A 15,073-nucleotide genomic window follows, 5' to 3' on the forward strand; every position below is an offset into this window, starting at 1 on the left:
GGATATAAAAAACCCCGGGCGTTAAACCCAGGGTATAGTGGTTAAAAAAGCCAAGTTTTAGAAATCATACTGGATTCTGCCAAAGTAACTGTCGCTATGGTAACCCGGCTTTTGGTTACGCGAATACCCAAACACAAAGCTGAAGTTATCGTTTCTGCGATAAGTGACGCTGGCCGTACCCTGATAGCTCTCCTTAACCGGGTCAGCGCCTTTTACATCATAGTCCTGTCCACCAATTAAGTAGCGAGCCGTCGTTTCTACCTGATCACCTTTAACATCGTACCAGGCCATCAGTCTGAGCGCCGACTCAAGCTCACCCTTGGCCACCTTGAATGTTTCGCTCAGGGCAATACCTGCACCAAACTCGACTCGCTGATGGGTTTGCTTATCAACAGACATGGCAAAATCAGAAGCCTCTCCGTAGGCTTTCTCCTTATAACTGTCCGTTTGAATCAAACCATAGTTAAATCCAAGCAAGGGCTGTATTTCAAGGCTATTAATACTATGATCCAGACCTGCCAGTACCTGAACGCCATAGTGCTTACTGTGAAAATCGGCCATAATAGCATCGTCGGAAAAACCGTCAAGGTAGCGGTTGCGGTCATGGTTACTCAGCCCCATATTGATCAGACCATCAACAAACCAAAGATCATTATCCCAAGAGCCGTACAACGTAAACTGGTGGTTTTTTACCGTTGAATGGTCAACTGAATCCAGCTTATCGATAGACGTATTGGCAAGGGTAAACGCACCACCGATCATCCAGTTATTTCTTTCCGTCTCATAACCAATAGACACCCCGTTTACGTCAGCATCATAACCAAATATTTTACCCCCGGTATCGTTCGTACGGTTATCCTGGGAGATATCAGGATCCAGTGCCTGCATCCAGAAACCATCCTGTTCCAGCGCGTCTCCGGTACCAATGCCTCTGAGCCGGTCTTCTCTCATACGGGCCATACGGTGTACGACGACTTCTTTAGCTAATCCGGCTAAACTATTATTAATCGCCTGAGTAGCCCCGGCATTATTCACCCGTAATTCCGACGACAGTTCGGCAAGTTCTTCAACACTCTCCACTTCTGACACAACGACCAGAGCCCCTGGTCCATCGCCGTCTGCAAGATTCTCCAGCATAACCTCCATTCCGTCTCTGGCACTGTCTCCTGCTTCAGATAAACTGTCGATAACCTCTGGCACTGTTCTATCCTCAAAATCAAGCGTCACCTCCGTGGAGGTAACTTTGATATCACTCACGTTTACCAACGGGTTCCCGATAAAGCTCTCTGCTGTTAATCCAACAAACGAAACATTGGCAGCTTGAATAAGGACAAAATCATCATCTAAACGGCCCGGAGAGTAGGAGCCTCTTCGCAAAAGGAACGTTACATTCTCTTCTTTCCTTAAGTTTCCTGTTACACTCATTACCGGTGAAGAACCTGTTACCTTGAATTTTGCGTTGGCCCCTTCATCAAAAGTCAGGTTGCCATTAATATTATGGGTGCCTTCTTTTTTGAAGCTGACTTTACCACCGGACTGAACAGTAACATCAGCACTGCCCGAACTCATGGTAATATCTTCATGAACATTGGCATAGTCAGTGCTTTCAAGAAAAAACACCTTATCGACATCCTCAATTGTTCCATATAAATGGGCGTCACCTTTTATGCCAATTTGATCATCAGTACTTGTGGTACTGCCCAAAATTTTTCCGAAAATAGAGCCGCCATCGATGGTCATAGTAAGTTTTTCTGGAGAAGCAGAAAAGTCAATAGCATTGCCACCGGTTCCTCTGAGTGTTCCCTTCACTATTATTTGCTGATCTTCAGCAATAGAACCTCCGGCACCCGCATAAATTGCCCTCGCTCCCCTCAGTTCGGCTTTTGAACCAATATACAAAGAGCCTCCGATGATAGACCCATCAATACGATAGGCATCTCCATCCTCAACAAAAATATTACCGCGTATTATGGTATTCCCTATATTTACATTGTCTGCGTTAACCCAAATGCCATGATGATCACCTGTTGCCTGGATAACAGGGCTTGTTATACCAAATACCTTTCCTTCATGCTTAATAGCAAAGTCAGTACCGTCTTCATCGTAGACAATCACTGCCCCTGTGGCCGCAGTGTAACCATTTTCATGAATTAAATTTATACCATTTATGCTCAACGTACTCGGTTCTCCCCCTCTGAGTTTATATAAATACTGAAACCCGGGTTTAAGTTTCTTCTGAGTTTGAAACAGTGTTTTTTCTTCTTTTGATTCAGACAATACTCTTTCATCAACTAAGCGAGCATATATTGAATTTGAACTACTAACAAACACGCCTCCTATGGCAATAGATAATACTGTTTTTCTAAAAGTCCCTTTTTGCATTCCCTGTCTCCCCATCATCCCTGTTGGCATCGTCATATTTAAAATTAATAGCCCACTTCATCAGTGTACTTTTCAGATTACTAAAATCAGCACTGTATTTCCCATTCCATCTCACCATAGTAAATAAAAAGCGCGCTGATACTCAACAAAAGAACAGAACATTCAAAAAATGCTTTAAACAGTCACAGATTTCCAGAAAAAACACACGTAAATTTCAGTATAAAAAAACACTGACAGTGTTTAAACGTTAAAAATAAGACCTATTACAAAAAAGTATTAAATACGCTGTTTTTTTATTTGATAGTTACGGCCAAATAATAAAAAAGCCCTCATTTTTGAAGGCTATCACGCCTCTACCAAGGAATCTCACTGCCATCATAGGCAAAAAACTGCCCACTATTGCTTTGATCAAGCCCATCAATGACGCGGCACATGCCAGAGACCGACTCCTTTGTTGAGATAAGAGCATTACTCCCCCCCATTTCCGTCTTAACCCACCCAGGGTGCAATATACCGATTTTGACACCCCTCGAAGACAGGTCACGACTCAAGCTTTTCCCCACCGCGTTCAGAGCAGCCTTGGAGGAGCGGTACATATAACTCCCGCCACGGCCATTATCGGCGATACTGCCCATTTTACTGGTTATCAGTACAATTTTTTTCTCTGTACTACTGACCACACTCTCAACCAATAACTGCGTCAACAGGAGGGGCGAAAGAGTATTGGTTTTCAGAGTATCCAGCCAACCTTCTTCGGTAACCTGACCAAAAGACGCGGATGGACCACTCACACCCGCATTATGAATAAGAATATCAATGGGCTGCCCATTCAGGGTATGGGAAAGCGCCTCCATCATAGGCTCACTTTTGACATCCAGTGGCATGATTTCTAACTGGTCTGAATGCGCCTGCTTGGCTGATAATAGCTCTGAAGCCCCCTCAGGTGAACGACAACAAGCAAATACCTTGTAGTCTGCTTTCAAATAATGGTGAACAAACTCAAGGCCAATCCCTCTATTCGCGCCAGTAATCAGTACCACTTTACTCATAACGTAGACCTCTTTTTGACAGCTTGTTGAAACGCATTTAATGTAGCGAATACTATCAATAACAGCAATTAGCAAATCATACTAATTGTATCTTCTAACTCTGAAAAAAATCTCGCTTTATAAGGCTAAGCTGAGATTTATACCGTAATTAGAAAATCTGGCTGGTATCAGAAAATTAACAGCCCAGCCGATATAAAAAGGCAAGTGCCAGCGGCTAAGAGACCACCATGAGCAACAAACGTCGCAAGAACAGCAAAGGCCTTCATGCCCGAAAACGGCAAGCCGTTGATGGCGTAAAACTGACACCCGCCAGTGAACAACAAACAACCGATAAACTACTCGTCACCAGAAAGATCCGACACTACCAACCAGAAACCCTGCATATTATCCAGCAGTCTATGACCGTGGTTAGCGCTACCATGGATGGCATTGAAAAGGATAAAGCCTACTCTCAGGCGGTCGATGCCATCAAACAAGCGCTGTCTGAACTCGCCGATACACTCACAGCCATCCTCACTGAAGATCCCAATACAGATAACGAGATTCACCACCACGATCTCCTGGCCCATTATTTTCACCAACCGGGCACGGATGAAAACGGTATACACCTGGTGGCCACCAGCAATATTGAGGCGCTGTCAGAAGATCTCAATCTCGCACAGAATACCCGTGAATATAACTGGCTGATGAATAATGGTATTCATCAGCTTGAGTATGAAATCCTCAACCGGATTAGTCAGGAAATGAGCCTGAGTGAAGGTAAGCAGACGGCAACGACCTATTATCAACACGAAAGAGCACTGGAAATACAGGATATCCTTGAAAAAACCAATTTTTAAGGACTATTGAAAATAACAAAGCACTGCGCACTGATAACGACCATACCAAAGGCAAAGCAGGCTATGAGCACAGGCTTGCCGCCAGATACCCGATAGCTGCTTTTTTCCTTGCTTTCTCTTAACACCCAAACTAAAGCCACAGGAAGTAACACCGCAAGAACAGCCAGTGCTATGGCGGCATAACCAAGGGCAATGACAAAACCATGGGGGTAAAGCAGTGCAAACCCCACAGGGGGCAAAAATGTAAACAGTATCGTCTGGGCACGTCCCCAGCGAGTATCTTTGCGATGAAAGACACTCGCCAGATAATCAAAGACCCCCAAAGCAACCCCCAGAACCGATGTCATCAGTGCCAGGTCAGAAAAGAGTATTAACAACTTGTCCAGGTTACCGCGTTGACTGACAGCCTCTGAAAGACTCGCAATTAAGTGACTGATTGAGCTGCCCGTGTGAGAAAGGGACATTAGCGACTGAACCGGAAGATTCCCAAGGGAGGCTATTAGCCATATGATATAAACAACCAGCACCAGAGCGGTTCCCATGAAAAAAGCCAAAGGTAGCCCTTTGGTATTATCTTTTTGATACAGAATAATACTTGGCACACTGCCATGGTAGCCAAAAGACGTAAAAATAACGGGAAGAGCCAACAGAACGCTACTATAGGCGGTTGTTTTTATTGTCAGAAAATCATTTTTTACAGAGGGCATCAATAGGGTCAAGGCTCCCCAAAAAGTAATCAGCATAAATAAAAACAGCAATCTGTTAACATAATCAACAGCTCTCGTACTATAAAAAACGACCACACTTGTCAGCAGCGCGAAGATAACCACACCCCAGTGGAGGGATATATCAACGCCTGAAAGCGCTTCGAAACCATGGTGAACCAGCTCACCACCGCCTGATAAGTAGGCTGCCAGCAGAGCGTAAAAAAGCCCTAGCGTTGCAACAGTTGCAATCTGCCGCCCTGATCGGCCAAACACGACGCCTGCCATCACATACATACTGCTGCCTTTGCCAACTATCAGGTTGGCCTCGTAGATAAGCAGCGCACAAACAAACATAAAGCAGGCAACAACACTGAATACAACAACTGTCGGCAAAAAGCCAATCGCCGAGGAAACCAGCGGTAATACTAACATGCCAGCCCCTATTGACGTGCCTGCCAATATCAGAGCACTGCCTAACAGGCGCGTATCGGGAAACCGAAACATTTTATTCCTGAGCAAAAAACGGAAGTAAAAATCATGATTACAACGTCAAACATAGAAGAACTTTGTGAAAAAAACAGATTATTTGCAGGATTTTTAATTCAATCCGCTATTTTCCAAACTATCAGCAATAGAGGCATTGACTGTCTCAAACCGCTTTTGCAGGGCCTGAAGCTGAATATCCACACTGGCCTCGACAATCCCTATTTCACTTTCCATGATACAGTCACCTGTGGAAAGGCCTTGATCAGCAACCAGGTCAATAAAGCCTACGCCTTTGTAATCTTCAAGAATATCGCTTACCCGCGCCTTCACCATACTGTATTGGCTAGTGGGAATCCGAATAGTCACTTGCTTTTCATTTCTTACATGTTGCAGCGCATTTTTTATCAACCCCACTGCCAGTTCTTCCTGGTCAAAGTCGGTAATAATTTTGCGAACACCGCTTAACAGCAAATCAGCCATGGATTTTTCAACGCTGGCAAGATAGTTAATGGTTCGGCTGACTACCTTCAGCATGTGTTCAGCCTGTTCCATCCGGCATCTATCCATGCCGTCCTGATACCCTCGCTCTTTTTCTGCCTCATAGCCAGCTTTCAACTGGTCAGAAACCTGGCTTACCGCATCCTGTGCATCAAGATAGGCAGCATGGTCTTTTGCTTTCAGAACAGTGCTGGAGGAGTCTACGTATATATGACTAGCGGTCAGGATAACTGGTGCTGCCATTGTTTATTCACCTCTTTGTAACTTTTTATAAGCAAATTGATTCCCTGCTGTTTTGACAACCCATTGCTATCGAGTCTCTCCAGATGCTTACTCCAGGATCTGGGAAATTTTAAAGACAGCCGTTGAATAAAGCCTTGGGACAGTCCTTCGTAAACCGTAGCTAATACTTTCAGCCCGCTGACTATCAAGTAGGATTTAAAGCGCCCCACCTGCTGCCAGTCAATTAAAAACTCGGGCGAGGCAGTATCATTTTTTTTTGCCAAAAACTGCGCTTTTTTAACTGCGAAAAAATACGCTTCATCCCCTAAACAGGCCTCCAGTTTTTCTCGCTGGTCGCCCCTGATTACATTCCGAATAACCGCTTCATTCTGGACAATGCCCATATACAACACCAGCTTGCCAAGTTCTTCACTGCTACCGAGGGCAATTATTTTATCGGCTGTATCAAAAGTACTGTCAAAGCTGTCGTCAATATTCAAGCTGTTCAATAGGTAGCCGGACAGATAAAAATGGCTTTGCTCATGGCCTTTGAGGGCATCCACTATCTGTGCAAATTCTAGCGCCTCAAGCCAGGAGCTATGTATATACCTGACAGGGTATAAATTGAACTCAACAATTTTCTCCAGCCTTTCGATGTTCATAGCGCGAGGGTCAGACTGTGCCATGGTTACTCTTGCTCACTCATATTGAGTTCTATTTCTTTGAGGCCATCATCGCTCTTTTTTTGCCAGAATTTCCAAAAACCAGGCTTCAGGGATTTTTTATTTTTCATATACCAATACGCGGCACCACCGCCTGCCAATCCCAAAAGACTCAACAAGACAAAAACAAAGAGTAAGACTTTTTTACCTCCCCCTCCTTTTGTTTCTTCACCTGCGTCCCCTGGCTGAAGAGCAAGCCCCACCTGGTTAATCCTCGTTGCCGGGAAAAGCGACACGGCAATTTTATCAAGGGATAAGCCTTCTATGCTGTTCGCCACCAGCGTTTTCACTTTAGGAATAAAGCCTGCGAGTTCCAACTCCGGTGTGTATTTGATAAACACTGATGCGGAGGAAGGGTAGGCAATTTCAGTCAGAGAATCCGTGTCCTGAGGGAGAACCACATGCACCCGCGCATTAATCACCCCATCAATCATGGACAGAGTTGATGATAACTCCTGGGACATGGAGTAGGTATAGCGCGCACGCTCTTCAGTGGGTGATGAAATCAAGCCATCCTTCGGGAAAATATCACCAATGGAAGAAAAGTGCTCTCGGGGATAACCAAAACTTTTTAATAACTTGATCGCTTTTGAGACGTCATCTGCCGGTACTTTCAGCGTCAGATTTTTATCTTTATCTTGAAGCTTCTCAGTCTCTATGCCGCCATCGAGCAAAATAGCAAGCATTTCATTCCCTTCTTTTTCACTCAAACCAGAGTACAGCTCAACTTTACACCCTGCCAGCAACAGGCTTATCAGAATAATGAAAAAACCTCTGTTGATGGCAAGCATCCTGTTCTCTCTCTTTATCAGTTCAAACTACTGGTTACGCAACAGAGTATCAAACGCCTGAGTACCTTTACTGACCACCTTTCCGATATAATCTTCAGTTAACATAAGGTTGGACAGTGTCCACTGCGTTTGAAACATTTCCCTCATACTCAAGGTTTGCCCGGCAGGTTCAAGGGCTGCCTCAACCTCTTTTGCCCTCTGCTCAACATGCTCCCGAACCCCTTGCATACCCCGTAAAATTCTATCGCCCAATGTTCCTGAGCCAGTGCCAGCCCCTGTAATTTCACCCAGCCCGCCCCCCTGGTCAGACCAAGCCTGTCCATAAGCGCCGTATTGTTCTGCAATCTCTGGTGTCAGTGGCCCACCTGTTCTGAAGCGATCATAGGCAGGATTATAATTACTTTGTCCGGTATCATCAGGGGCCAGATCAGAAAATCTTTTTGGAGGCTGAGCATCCCATAACGGCTGCTGCCCCACTTCCTCTACTTTTGCCACCAGATCTGAAAACCGTTCTGTCAACTGGCTATCGGGTCGCTCTCCAGCGATGGGGTTATCCATCCCTCCCATACTGGCATCAATCATACCCTCTGCATTAATGGTGTTGTCGGCCATAGTGGTTCCCTCTTAAGCCGTTATAAAGATTACAGTAGAGCAACGTTCTTGCTCACCCTGTACTATGAAGCCGCTGTAATTTTGTCGAATTGTTCTCCCATCATTTGCATCAAACCCTGTATATTGGGTTCACTGAATGATTCATTGGCAAGAAATGAACAAAGCACTAAACCCTCCTCCCCCTGAAGCCCCACCTGTAAAGGGTGCTTCATAGATTGTGAATAGTGGCAACTTTTAAGGGCCACTAACAACGTTTCCAGGCAATCATGGCGTGAAATCATCCGCGTTTGGTAAAAGAGTACTCCCGAATCTTTTGCCTCAATGAAAAGGTCTCCGCCTCGCTCAAATGTCAGCTTAATCACGCCAGATCCACTAAAATTCAGGTCATCCATTCCCATGCTTCGACCAACATTCCCGATTACCTGATCTCGCCAATCCATATATGTTCCTCACGTTTAGTGATTTGAAGACATAAGGCCATGGCTTTCTTTGACCTCCAGGAGCCTGTCCGAGAATAGACTGCGCTACTGCGGTTGCGACAAATTGGTCTAAAAATTCCTGCTTCTTCATCAAATAGCCCCGCTACTCTCCTCAGAAACAGAAATTTTTATCCTCAATTTCTCGTAATCCTCGCTACGGGCGCTATTCTCGGTCAGGCTCCTAGGTCAATGCCAAAGTCCTGCTCAACATCGGTCAATCCTTCCATGTCTTCATCAGCTTCTTCTTCAATCCACGTATCCAGACTGTCCTGTGCGGCCACCAGCATATTTTGCTTGGTGTCCTCATTGGCAAACATATCCTCAGGCATCAGACGAATCAGTTGGCCTACTTTAGTCATTAAGAATATTTTTTCAGGAAGTGTTTCAAGTCCCAACTGACCCGGTAACTGATCAAAATCTGCTTCTGTGACCCACTGCTGCTCTACCAGTTTTAATAACTGCCGCAGAAGCAATCCTCTTTTTACCTGCGACTGAACAGCCATGCTTTTCTTTTCATTAGCCTTTGCTAATAAATCCGTCTCCTCCTGCCTGCGCTTATGCTCCCTCTTTCTTCTTTCCTGCTCTTCAGGGTTTACCGGTGTCGGGTCTCTCTCCTGAATCATGTTCAACAGCTCATTGAAATTCTCATTGAAACGCACGGCTTTCTCTAAAGCGTTCTTCCTGGCTTCGACTTCTTCTATCTTGCCCTGTAAGTAGTCCACATCATCAGCGTACTGTGGCAAGTGCTCTTTTAGCTGTACCAGAGTGGTTTTCAGCATTCTCAGCTCATCAGGCTGGCCTTTGAGCGACTCTATATCTGAGAGATAGAGTGCTTTATCAAAACTCCCTTCGTTTACGCCTTTTTCAATCGCAACGAGGATATCCATTGCCGTGACTGAGCTGGCCATTAGCTTGTCTCCATCGATGGCTGATCTGAACCTACTTTCCACCGTTCAATTTGATGTTCAACAATTTCTGTTTCTTCAATCAAAGCCATTAATGTTTTTGCTGCATTCAACTCCTTACAAATAGCTAATAAACCTGAACGGTTATTATTGGCCGACTGCCCCAGCACATAGCCCAGCTTTTTTACTTCTACGACAACGACCAGTTTTAATTCTGATTCAGGAAATCGTTTATCCATACTTTTCAGTAATTTTATGGGACTATCGAGAAAGTCCCTTGATGCCTCAGCATTTTTAGCCACTTCACCTGATGGTGCCTGAGTCAATTCAGTCAAATCATGGAGGTCTTTCCAGAATTTTTGATCAACACTGCCTTGTGATGTTTCTAACTGCCTTTCCAACTGCCTGATTTTGCTCGAATGAATACCATCACGGCCTTCTTTTTTTAACAGCCCAACCGTTTTATCCAATAATTGCTTTCCTGCATGATTAAGATCACCACTGAACCCTTCAAGTAATTGCCTTTTTTCTTCATCACTGAGTTCATCGAGTAGCTCTTTCTGCTCATCATCAGAAATATTTTCTTTGGCACTGAACTTTTTTAGTAACCGCATTAATGCTGACTTTTCTTCAGCAAAATTGGCTTCATCTGCCTGATTTTCTGTGGCTCGCCCCGTTTTTTTACTTTGAGCCGTGTCGTCCATTTTTTTAGACTTGACCTTAAGATCGCGATTTGCCCTGTTTCCCAACTTCATCGCTATTTCTTCAGCGTCCGCTCCCTGAGCTGACAGCAACGGCTTCGCATCATTTTCTGCGGTGACTTGCAACCCGGTTGTTGTTTTACCCGTCTGTAGTGTTTTATCAACATTCGTAGGTGCTTGTGTAGCAATACTCTGGTTGATATTCCCCACTGCCGAAGCCATATGCCTTCCCCTTACCATTAAAAAAGCAGCTGGCATTTACTGCTAGCTGCTCTGTCAACGACAATTAATAGTGAGTACGGCGATTAAGTACACCTGAACAATTTAGCTCCAGAACAAGCTTCCAAGGGTGCTGAAATTAAATTAAACAACGACACTTTTTCTCTCTATTGCAATCAATGACCCTATAAAAAGATCTCTTTACGAGGTGATTACAATCATATCAATTATGACAGTCATTCTTATGAACCTTAGCCAAGCCCCTTAAAAAAGCAGAGTTAAGTGCATTGCAGCCAAAAAATTGATAGCGCCTGCTCCTTTCAAGCCTGACGGCCTGAGTCCCGGCACACGGCAGTCTTAAACAACTAGGCCATAAGTAATTCTTATGTATCTCTTTGATTTAATTATAACTACACTATGGTAACACCTTGGGCAATTTTAGATTCTCAACATACTCAGCTACCGAGTGATTACGAGTATTTCCTTGTCTTTTGGCAACTCACCGCAAGTCATGCGTCTCCATAAAACAGAAGCTTCGCGCTTCACACCCTGACGTACAAAATGCGCAACTCCCTGAAACTGTCCACATTATTGCTTCACGATAACACCTTACAACACTCAGGAGTTTATTGTGCCCTCAGGTTTTAATGAACTGTGCCGTAAGTGCGGTCAGCCTGTCCTTGGTGAAAACGCTCAGCAAGCCATAATTGACTTCTGGAAAAAACACGAGGTTTATATCGGCAGTGGCACCAATCAGCTACTCAACCACCTTTTTCTGGATATTAACTGTGGTGTAACACAACCAGTAACTCAAAATACCGCGCCTTCTGCTACCAGTGAAACAACACCTTTGCTCCCACAAGCGACGGCTATACCTATACCTGCTGATGATTCTCCCGAGAAAAAAGCGTTGTTTCTTCGTGCGCACGGCCTGATTAGTAACCTGTACCATAACCAGTTGCTGCAGACTCAGGACACCTTGAGCAGATTCCAGGGGGTATTATCGGATCTCCGACAGTTTTCTTATGAAGCCATAAAAAATATGGATGAAGGCGCGGTCAACGATTTGTTGTCACTATTGGATCAGGTTGAACCCAAAATACAGGAAATGGCCTATATCGCCGAAGGCAGGCCAAAACCCGGGCGTTTTGCACAACTGTTAAAATTTTTTAATACCTATCAACCCTACACGGCGTTAACCACATTGATGACAACACTATTGCCCATTGCGGTCAACGGTATCTATAATCTGGCCACTTGCGGTGATGGCCCGGACCAAAAAAGCTGCTTTGGCACCGGCATGACAGTGTTAGGCGCAGGCGCGGGGGTTCTTTTCTTCCTCACCGTCGCCCTTGTTTATCGCTCAACCTATGACCCCTACACACGGTTTGTAAAGAGCTTTAAATAATCGCTACACCCTTCTTTTCTCAGCCAGTACGATAAGGCTAAGTCATATGGAATGACTCAGCGCTCTCTCAACTGATCAGCAAATTGATCGGTTGCACGCACCAGGGCATCTGTGATGCCAGGTTCCATAGAGGTATGCCCGGCATCGCGAATAATGTGCAACTCAGCTGCCGTCCAATGTTTTGCCAGTGCGGTGGCATTATCAAGGGTACAAATCATATCGTAACGACCGTGGACAATCACTGCCGGGATATTACTGATCATATTCATGCGGGATAAAATGGCTTTATCTTTGAGCCAGGCCTTATGCTGAAAAAAGTGGCATTCTATCCGAGCAATCGCCAGTGCGTGGTGGGGGTCGATAAACTGTTCCAGTAACTGGGCATTAGGTCTTAATGTTAATGCGCTCCCTTCCCAGGCAGACCAATGCTTGGCTGCATTCATCCGGGCAATTTCATCATCACCAAAGAGCCGTTTATGATACGCCTTGACCATATCGTCGCGCTCTTTTTCGGGAATCGGTTCAATAAACTGTTGCCAGTGATCAGGGAAGATCTTGTTAGCACCCTTTTGATACATCCACTCAAAGTCTTCCTCACGGGCAAGGAATATGCCGCGTAAGACCATGGCTTTGACATGCTTTGGATGCTCCTGGGCATATACCAGCGAAAGGGTCGCCCCCCAGGAACCTCCAAATAGAATCCATTGCTCAATCTTCAGAAAATTCCTGATAGCTTCCATATCCTGAACGAGTAGCTCAGTATTATTATTCTGAACCTCAGCATGGGGGGCTGAACGACCACAGCCGCGTTGGTCAAACAGAATGATGCGATAACGTTCCGGGTCAAAGAAGCAACGATCTTTTTCACTACACCCGCTGCCAGGACCACCATGGACAAACAACACCGGAAGACCATCCGGCGTGCCGCACTCTTCAACATAAACAGTATGGGTATCATCCACAGATAACCGGTGGGAAGCATAGGGTTTTATAGCAGGGTAAAGAGTGTGCATGAGCCGTCCTAAATATAAGCACCAAAGCAAACGTATTTTCGCCTGCTTTGATACTGAATGACAACCTGCATAGGTTAAGTCGGTAGTGACAATGGCGCTCCCCCCAACACATACAGCCGCATGTATCAGGAGAGATTATGATTTATTGCGACTGGCACGCTTGCGATCGCTCTCTTTGAGCAGTTTTTTACGCAGGCGCACATGGTTAGGCGTCACCTCCACCAGTTCGTCGTCATCAATAAATTCCAGCGCCTGCTCCAGTGTGTGGCGCACAGGTGGGGTCAGCATTATGTTTTCATCAGACCCGGAGGCACGCACATTGGTCAGCTGCTTGCCTTTGGTAGGGTTCACTGTCAGGTCATTATCACGAGAGTGCAAACCGATAATCTGACCTTCATAAACTTCCACGTTCGGGTCAAGGAACATCCGTCCGCGCTCTTGCAAGTTCCACAGGGCATAACCAAGAACCTTGCCGGTTACCATCGATACCAATACCCCGTTCTGACGGTGAGATACTTCTCCCCCTTTGAGAACACCGTAGTGATCAAACACGTTTGTCAATATACCGCTACCAGAGGTCATGGTCATAAACTGGGAACGAAAGCCAATCAAGCCGCGGGCAGGCATGATATAATCCAGGCGGATACGGCCCTTGCCATCGGGTACCATATTGTTCAAATCACCCTTGCGCTTGCCGAGTTCCTCCATCACCGCGCCCTGGTGATCAACTTCAATATCGATGACCACATGCTCATAAGGTTCCTGACGCTCGCCGTTGACGTCCTTAATCACCACTTCAGGGCGCGAGACTGCCAATTCAAAGCCTTCCCGGCGCATAGTTTCAATCAATACCGACAAATGTAACTCACCACGACCAGAGACTTTGAATTTATCAGCATCATCACCCTGCTCAACACGCAGTGCCACGTTGTGCAGCAGTTCTTTATCAAGACGGTCACGAATATTACGGGAGGTGACGAATTTTCCATCAAGACCGGCAAACGGTGAATCATTTACCTGAAAGGTCATGCTTACTGTCGGTTCATCGACACTCAGAGCAGGCAGTGCCTCAACGCAGGATGGGTCGCACAGCGTTTCAGAGATGTTGAGATTGTCGATGCCTGTGATACAGATAATATCACCGGCCCTGGCTTCTTCCACCTCAACACGCTCAAGGCCCAAATGGCCCATCACTTTCTGGACTTTGTCGTTGCGCTGGCGCCCTTCACTATCAACCAGACGAACAGGGGTGCCGGGCTTGAGCGTCCCACGGGTCACGCGACCAACACCAATAACACCCACATAACTGTTGTAATCCAGGGCACTGATCCGCATCTGGAAAGGGCCATCCACATCCACGTCGGGCGCAGGGACATGCTGGGTGATCATCTCAAACAAGGGCGTCATATCATTGGCCATGGCTTGTGGATCAAGACCAGCAATACCGTTTAAGGCAGAGGCATAAATGACCGGAAAGTCCAGCTGCTCATCCGTGGCACCAAGGCGATCAAACAGGTCAAAAACCTCGTCCACTACCCAATCGGGCCGTGCCCCCGGACGATCAATCTTGTTGATGACTACGATAGGCTTAAGGCCTTGTTCAAACGCTTTTTGGGTCACAAAACGGGTTTGTGGCATAGGACCATCAACCGCGTCAACCAGCAGCAAGACAGAATCAACCATGGAGAGCACCCGCTCAACCTCACCACCAAAGTCGGCGTGCCCCGGGGTGTCCACAATATTAATGTGAAAGTCACGCCAGTTAATGGCCGTGTTTTTAGCCAGGATGGTAATACCCCGCTCCTTTTCCTGGTCATTGGAGTCCATGACCCGTTCAGCTCCCTGATCTTTACGCCCCAAAGTACCAGATTGCTGCAGCAGTTTGTCCACCAGGGTTGTTTTTCCGTGGTCAACGTGGGCGATTATCGCTACGTTTCTTAGTCTTTCAATCACTTGCGTTCTCTCGATTCGGCATCTGGCCTGGTGCTGTCAGTGGGAGTACGGACAGGACAGTCGCTTTTGCGGATTATTTTGCCAAAG

At 45.9% G+C, this 15,073-nt stretch carries 14 protein-coding genes; 2 read left to right on the top strand and 12 right to left on the bottom strand.

The window, feature by feature from the left end:
* Positions 1-57: 57 nt before the first annotated feature.
* Complete coding sequence (locus V4C51_RS02905; protein WP_330924623.1) at positions 58-2,382, bottom strand: autotransporter family protein; 2,325 nt, start codon at positions 2,380-2,382, stop codon at positions 58-60.
* 353 nt (positions 2,383-2,735) lie between these two features.
* A complete protein-coding gene (locus V4C51_RS02910) occupies positions 2,736-3,431 on the bottom strand; it encodes an SDR family oxidoreductase (protein WP_330924624.1) in 696 nt (231 codons plus the stop codon).
* Positions 3,432-3,658: 227 nt separating this feature from the next.
* Here V4C51_RS02910 and V4C51_RS02915 point away from each other — a divergent pair, with 227 nt between their 5' ends.
* Positions 3,659-4,270, top strand: a complete 612-nt coding sequence (locus V4C51_RS02915; RefSeq protein WP_330924625.1) for a hypothetical protein — start codon at positions 3,659-3,661, stop codon at positions 4,268-4,270.
* Here V4C51_RS02915 and V4C51_RS02920 read toward each other — a convergent pair.
* From V4C51_RS02920 to V4C51_RS02955, 8 genes are all read right to left on the bottom strand, one after another.
* On the bottom strand, positions 4,267-5,481 hold the full coding sequence (locus V4C51_RS02920; protein WP_330924626.1) for an aromatic amino acid transport family protein: 1,215 nt from the start codon (positions 5,479-5,481) through the stop codon (positions 4,267-4,269). The two genes, V4C51_RS02915 and V4C51_RS02920, sit on opposite strands and share 4 nt — an antisense overlap.
* A 93-nt stretch (positions 5,482-5,574) precedes the next feature.
* Positions 5,575-6,204 carry an HrpE/YscL family type III secretion apparatus protein gene (locus tag V4C51_RS02925; RefSeq protein ID WP_330924627.1) on the bottom strand — a complete coding sequence of 210 codons (630 nt, stop codon included), beginning with the start codon at positions 6,202-6,204 and terminating at the stop codon, positions 5,575-5,577.
* A complete protein-coding gene (locus V4C51_RS02930) occupies positions 6,183-6,869 on the bottom strand; it encodes a SctK family type III secretion system sorting platform protein (RefSeq protein WP_330924628.1) in 687 nt (228 codons plus the stop codon). Before V4C51_RS02930 ends, V4C51_RS02925 begins: the two co-directional genes overlap by 22 nt.
* Positions 6,870-6,871: 2 nt before the next feature.
* Positions 6,872-7,696, bottom strand: a complete 825-nt coding sequence (gene sctJ / locus V4C51_RS02935; protein ID WP_330924629.1) for a type III secretion system inner membrane ring lipoprotein SctJ — start codon at positions 7,694-7,696, stop codon at positions 6,872-6,874.
* A 27-nt stretch (positions 7,697-7,723) separates the two neighbouring features.
* Positions 7,724-8,308 (bottom strand): type III secretion system inner rod subunit SctI, encoded by a 585-nt coding sequence (gene sctI, locus V4C51_RS02940; RefSeq protein WP_330924630.1) that lies wholly within the window; start codon positions 8,306-8,308, stop codon positions 7,724-7,726.
* A gap of 62 nt (positions 8,309-8,370) precedes the next feature.
* Entirely contained in the window at positions 8,371-8,748 is a 378-nt protein-coding gene (locus V4C51_RS02945) for a type III secretion system chaperone family protein (protein WP_330924631.1), read from the bottom strand.
* 212 nt (positions 8,749-8,960) lie between these two features.
* The gene (locus V4C51_RS02950; protein ID WP_330924632.1) at positions 8,961-9,695 is read right to left on the bottom strand and encodes a TyeA family type III secretion system gatekeeper subunit; all 735 of its coding nucleotides are present in this window, start codon (positions 9,693-9,695) and stop codon (positions 8,961-8,963) included.
* Positions 9,695-10,615 (bottom strand): hypothetical protein, encoded by a 921-nt coding sequence (locus tag V4C51_RS02955; protein ID WP_330924633.1) that lies wholly within the window; start codon positions 10,613-10,615, stop codon positions 9,695-9,697. Before V4C51_RS02955 ends, V4C51_RS02950 begins: the two co-directional genes overlap by 1 nt.
* 628 nt (positions 10,616-11,243) lie before the next feature.
* Between V4C51_RS02955 and V4C51_RS02960 the strand changes: the two genes are divergently transcribed.
* Positions 11,244-12,020 (top strand): hypothetical protein, encoded by a 777-nt coding sequence (locus tag V4C51_RS02960; protein WP_330924634.1) that lies wholly within the window; start codon positions 11,244-11,246, stop codon positions 12,018-12,020.
* A gap of 56 nt (positions 12,021-12,076) precedes the next feature.
* Here the strand turns inward: V4C51_RS02960 and pip are convergent, their stop codons facing one another.
* Positions 12,077-13,033 carry a prolyl aminopeptidase gene (pip, locus tag V4C51_RS02965; protein ID WP_330924635.1) on the bottom strand — a complete coding sequence of 319 codons (957 nt, stop codon included), beginning with the start codon at positions 13,031-13,033 and terminating at the stop codon, positions 12,077-12,079.
* Between the two features lie 135 nt (positions 13,034-13,168).
* Positions 13,169-14,986 (bottom strand): translational GTPase TypA, encoded by a 1,818-nt coding sequence (gene typA, locus V4C51_RS02970; protein ID WP_330924636.1) that lies wholly within the window; start codon positions 14,984-14,986, stop codon positions 13,169-13,171.
* Positions 14,987-15,073 lie beyond the last annotated feature (87 nt).

The sequence above is a fragment of the Candidatus Sororendozoicomonas aggregata genome (assembly GCF_031528575.1).
GTDB classification, from domain to species: Bacteria; Pseudomonadota; Gammaproteobacteria; order Pseudomonadales; family Endozoicomonadaceae; genus Endonucleibacter; species Endonucleibacter aggregata.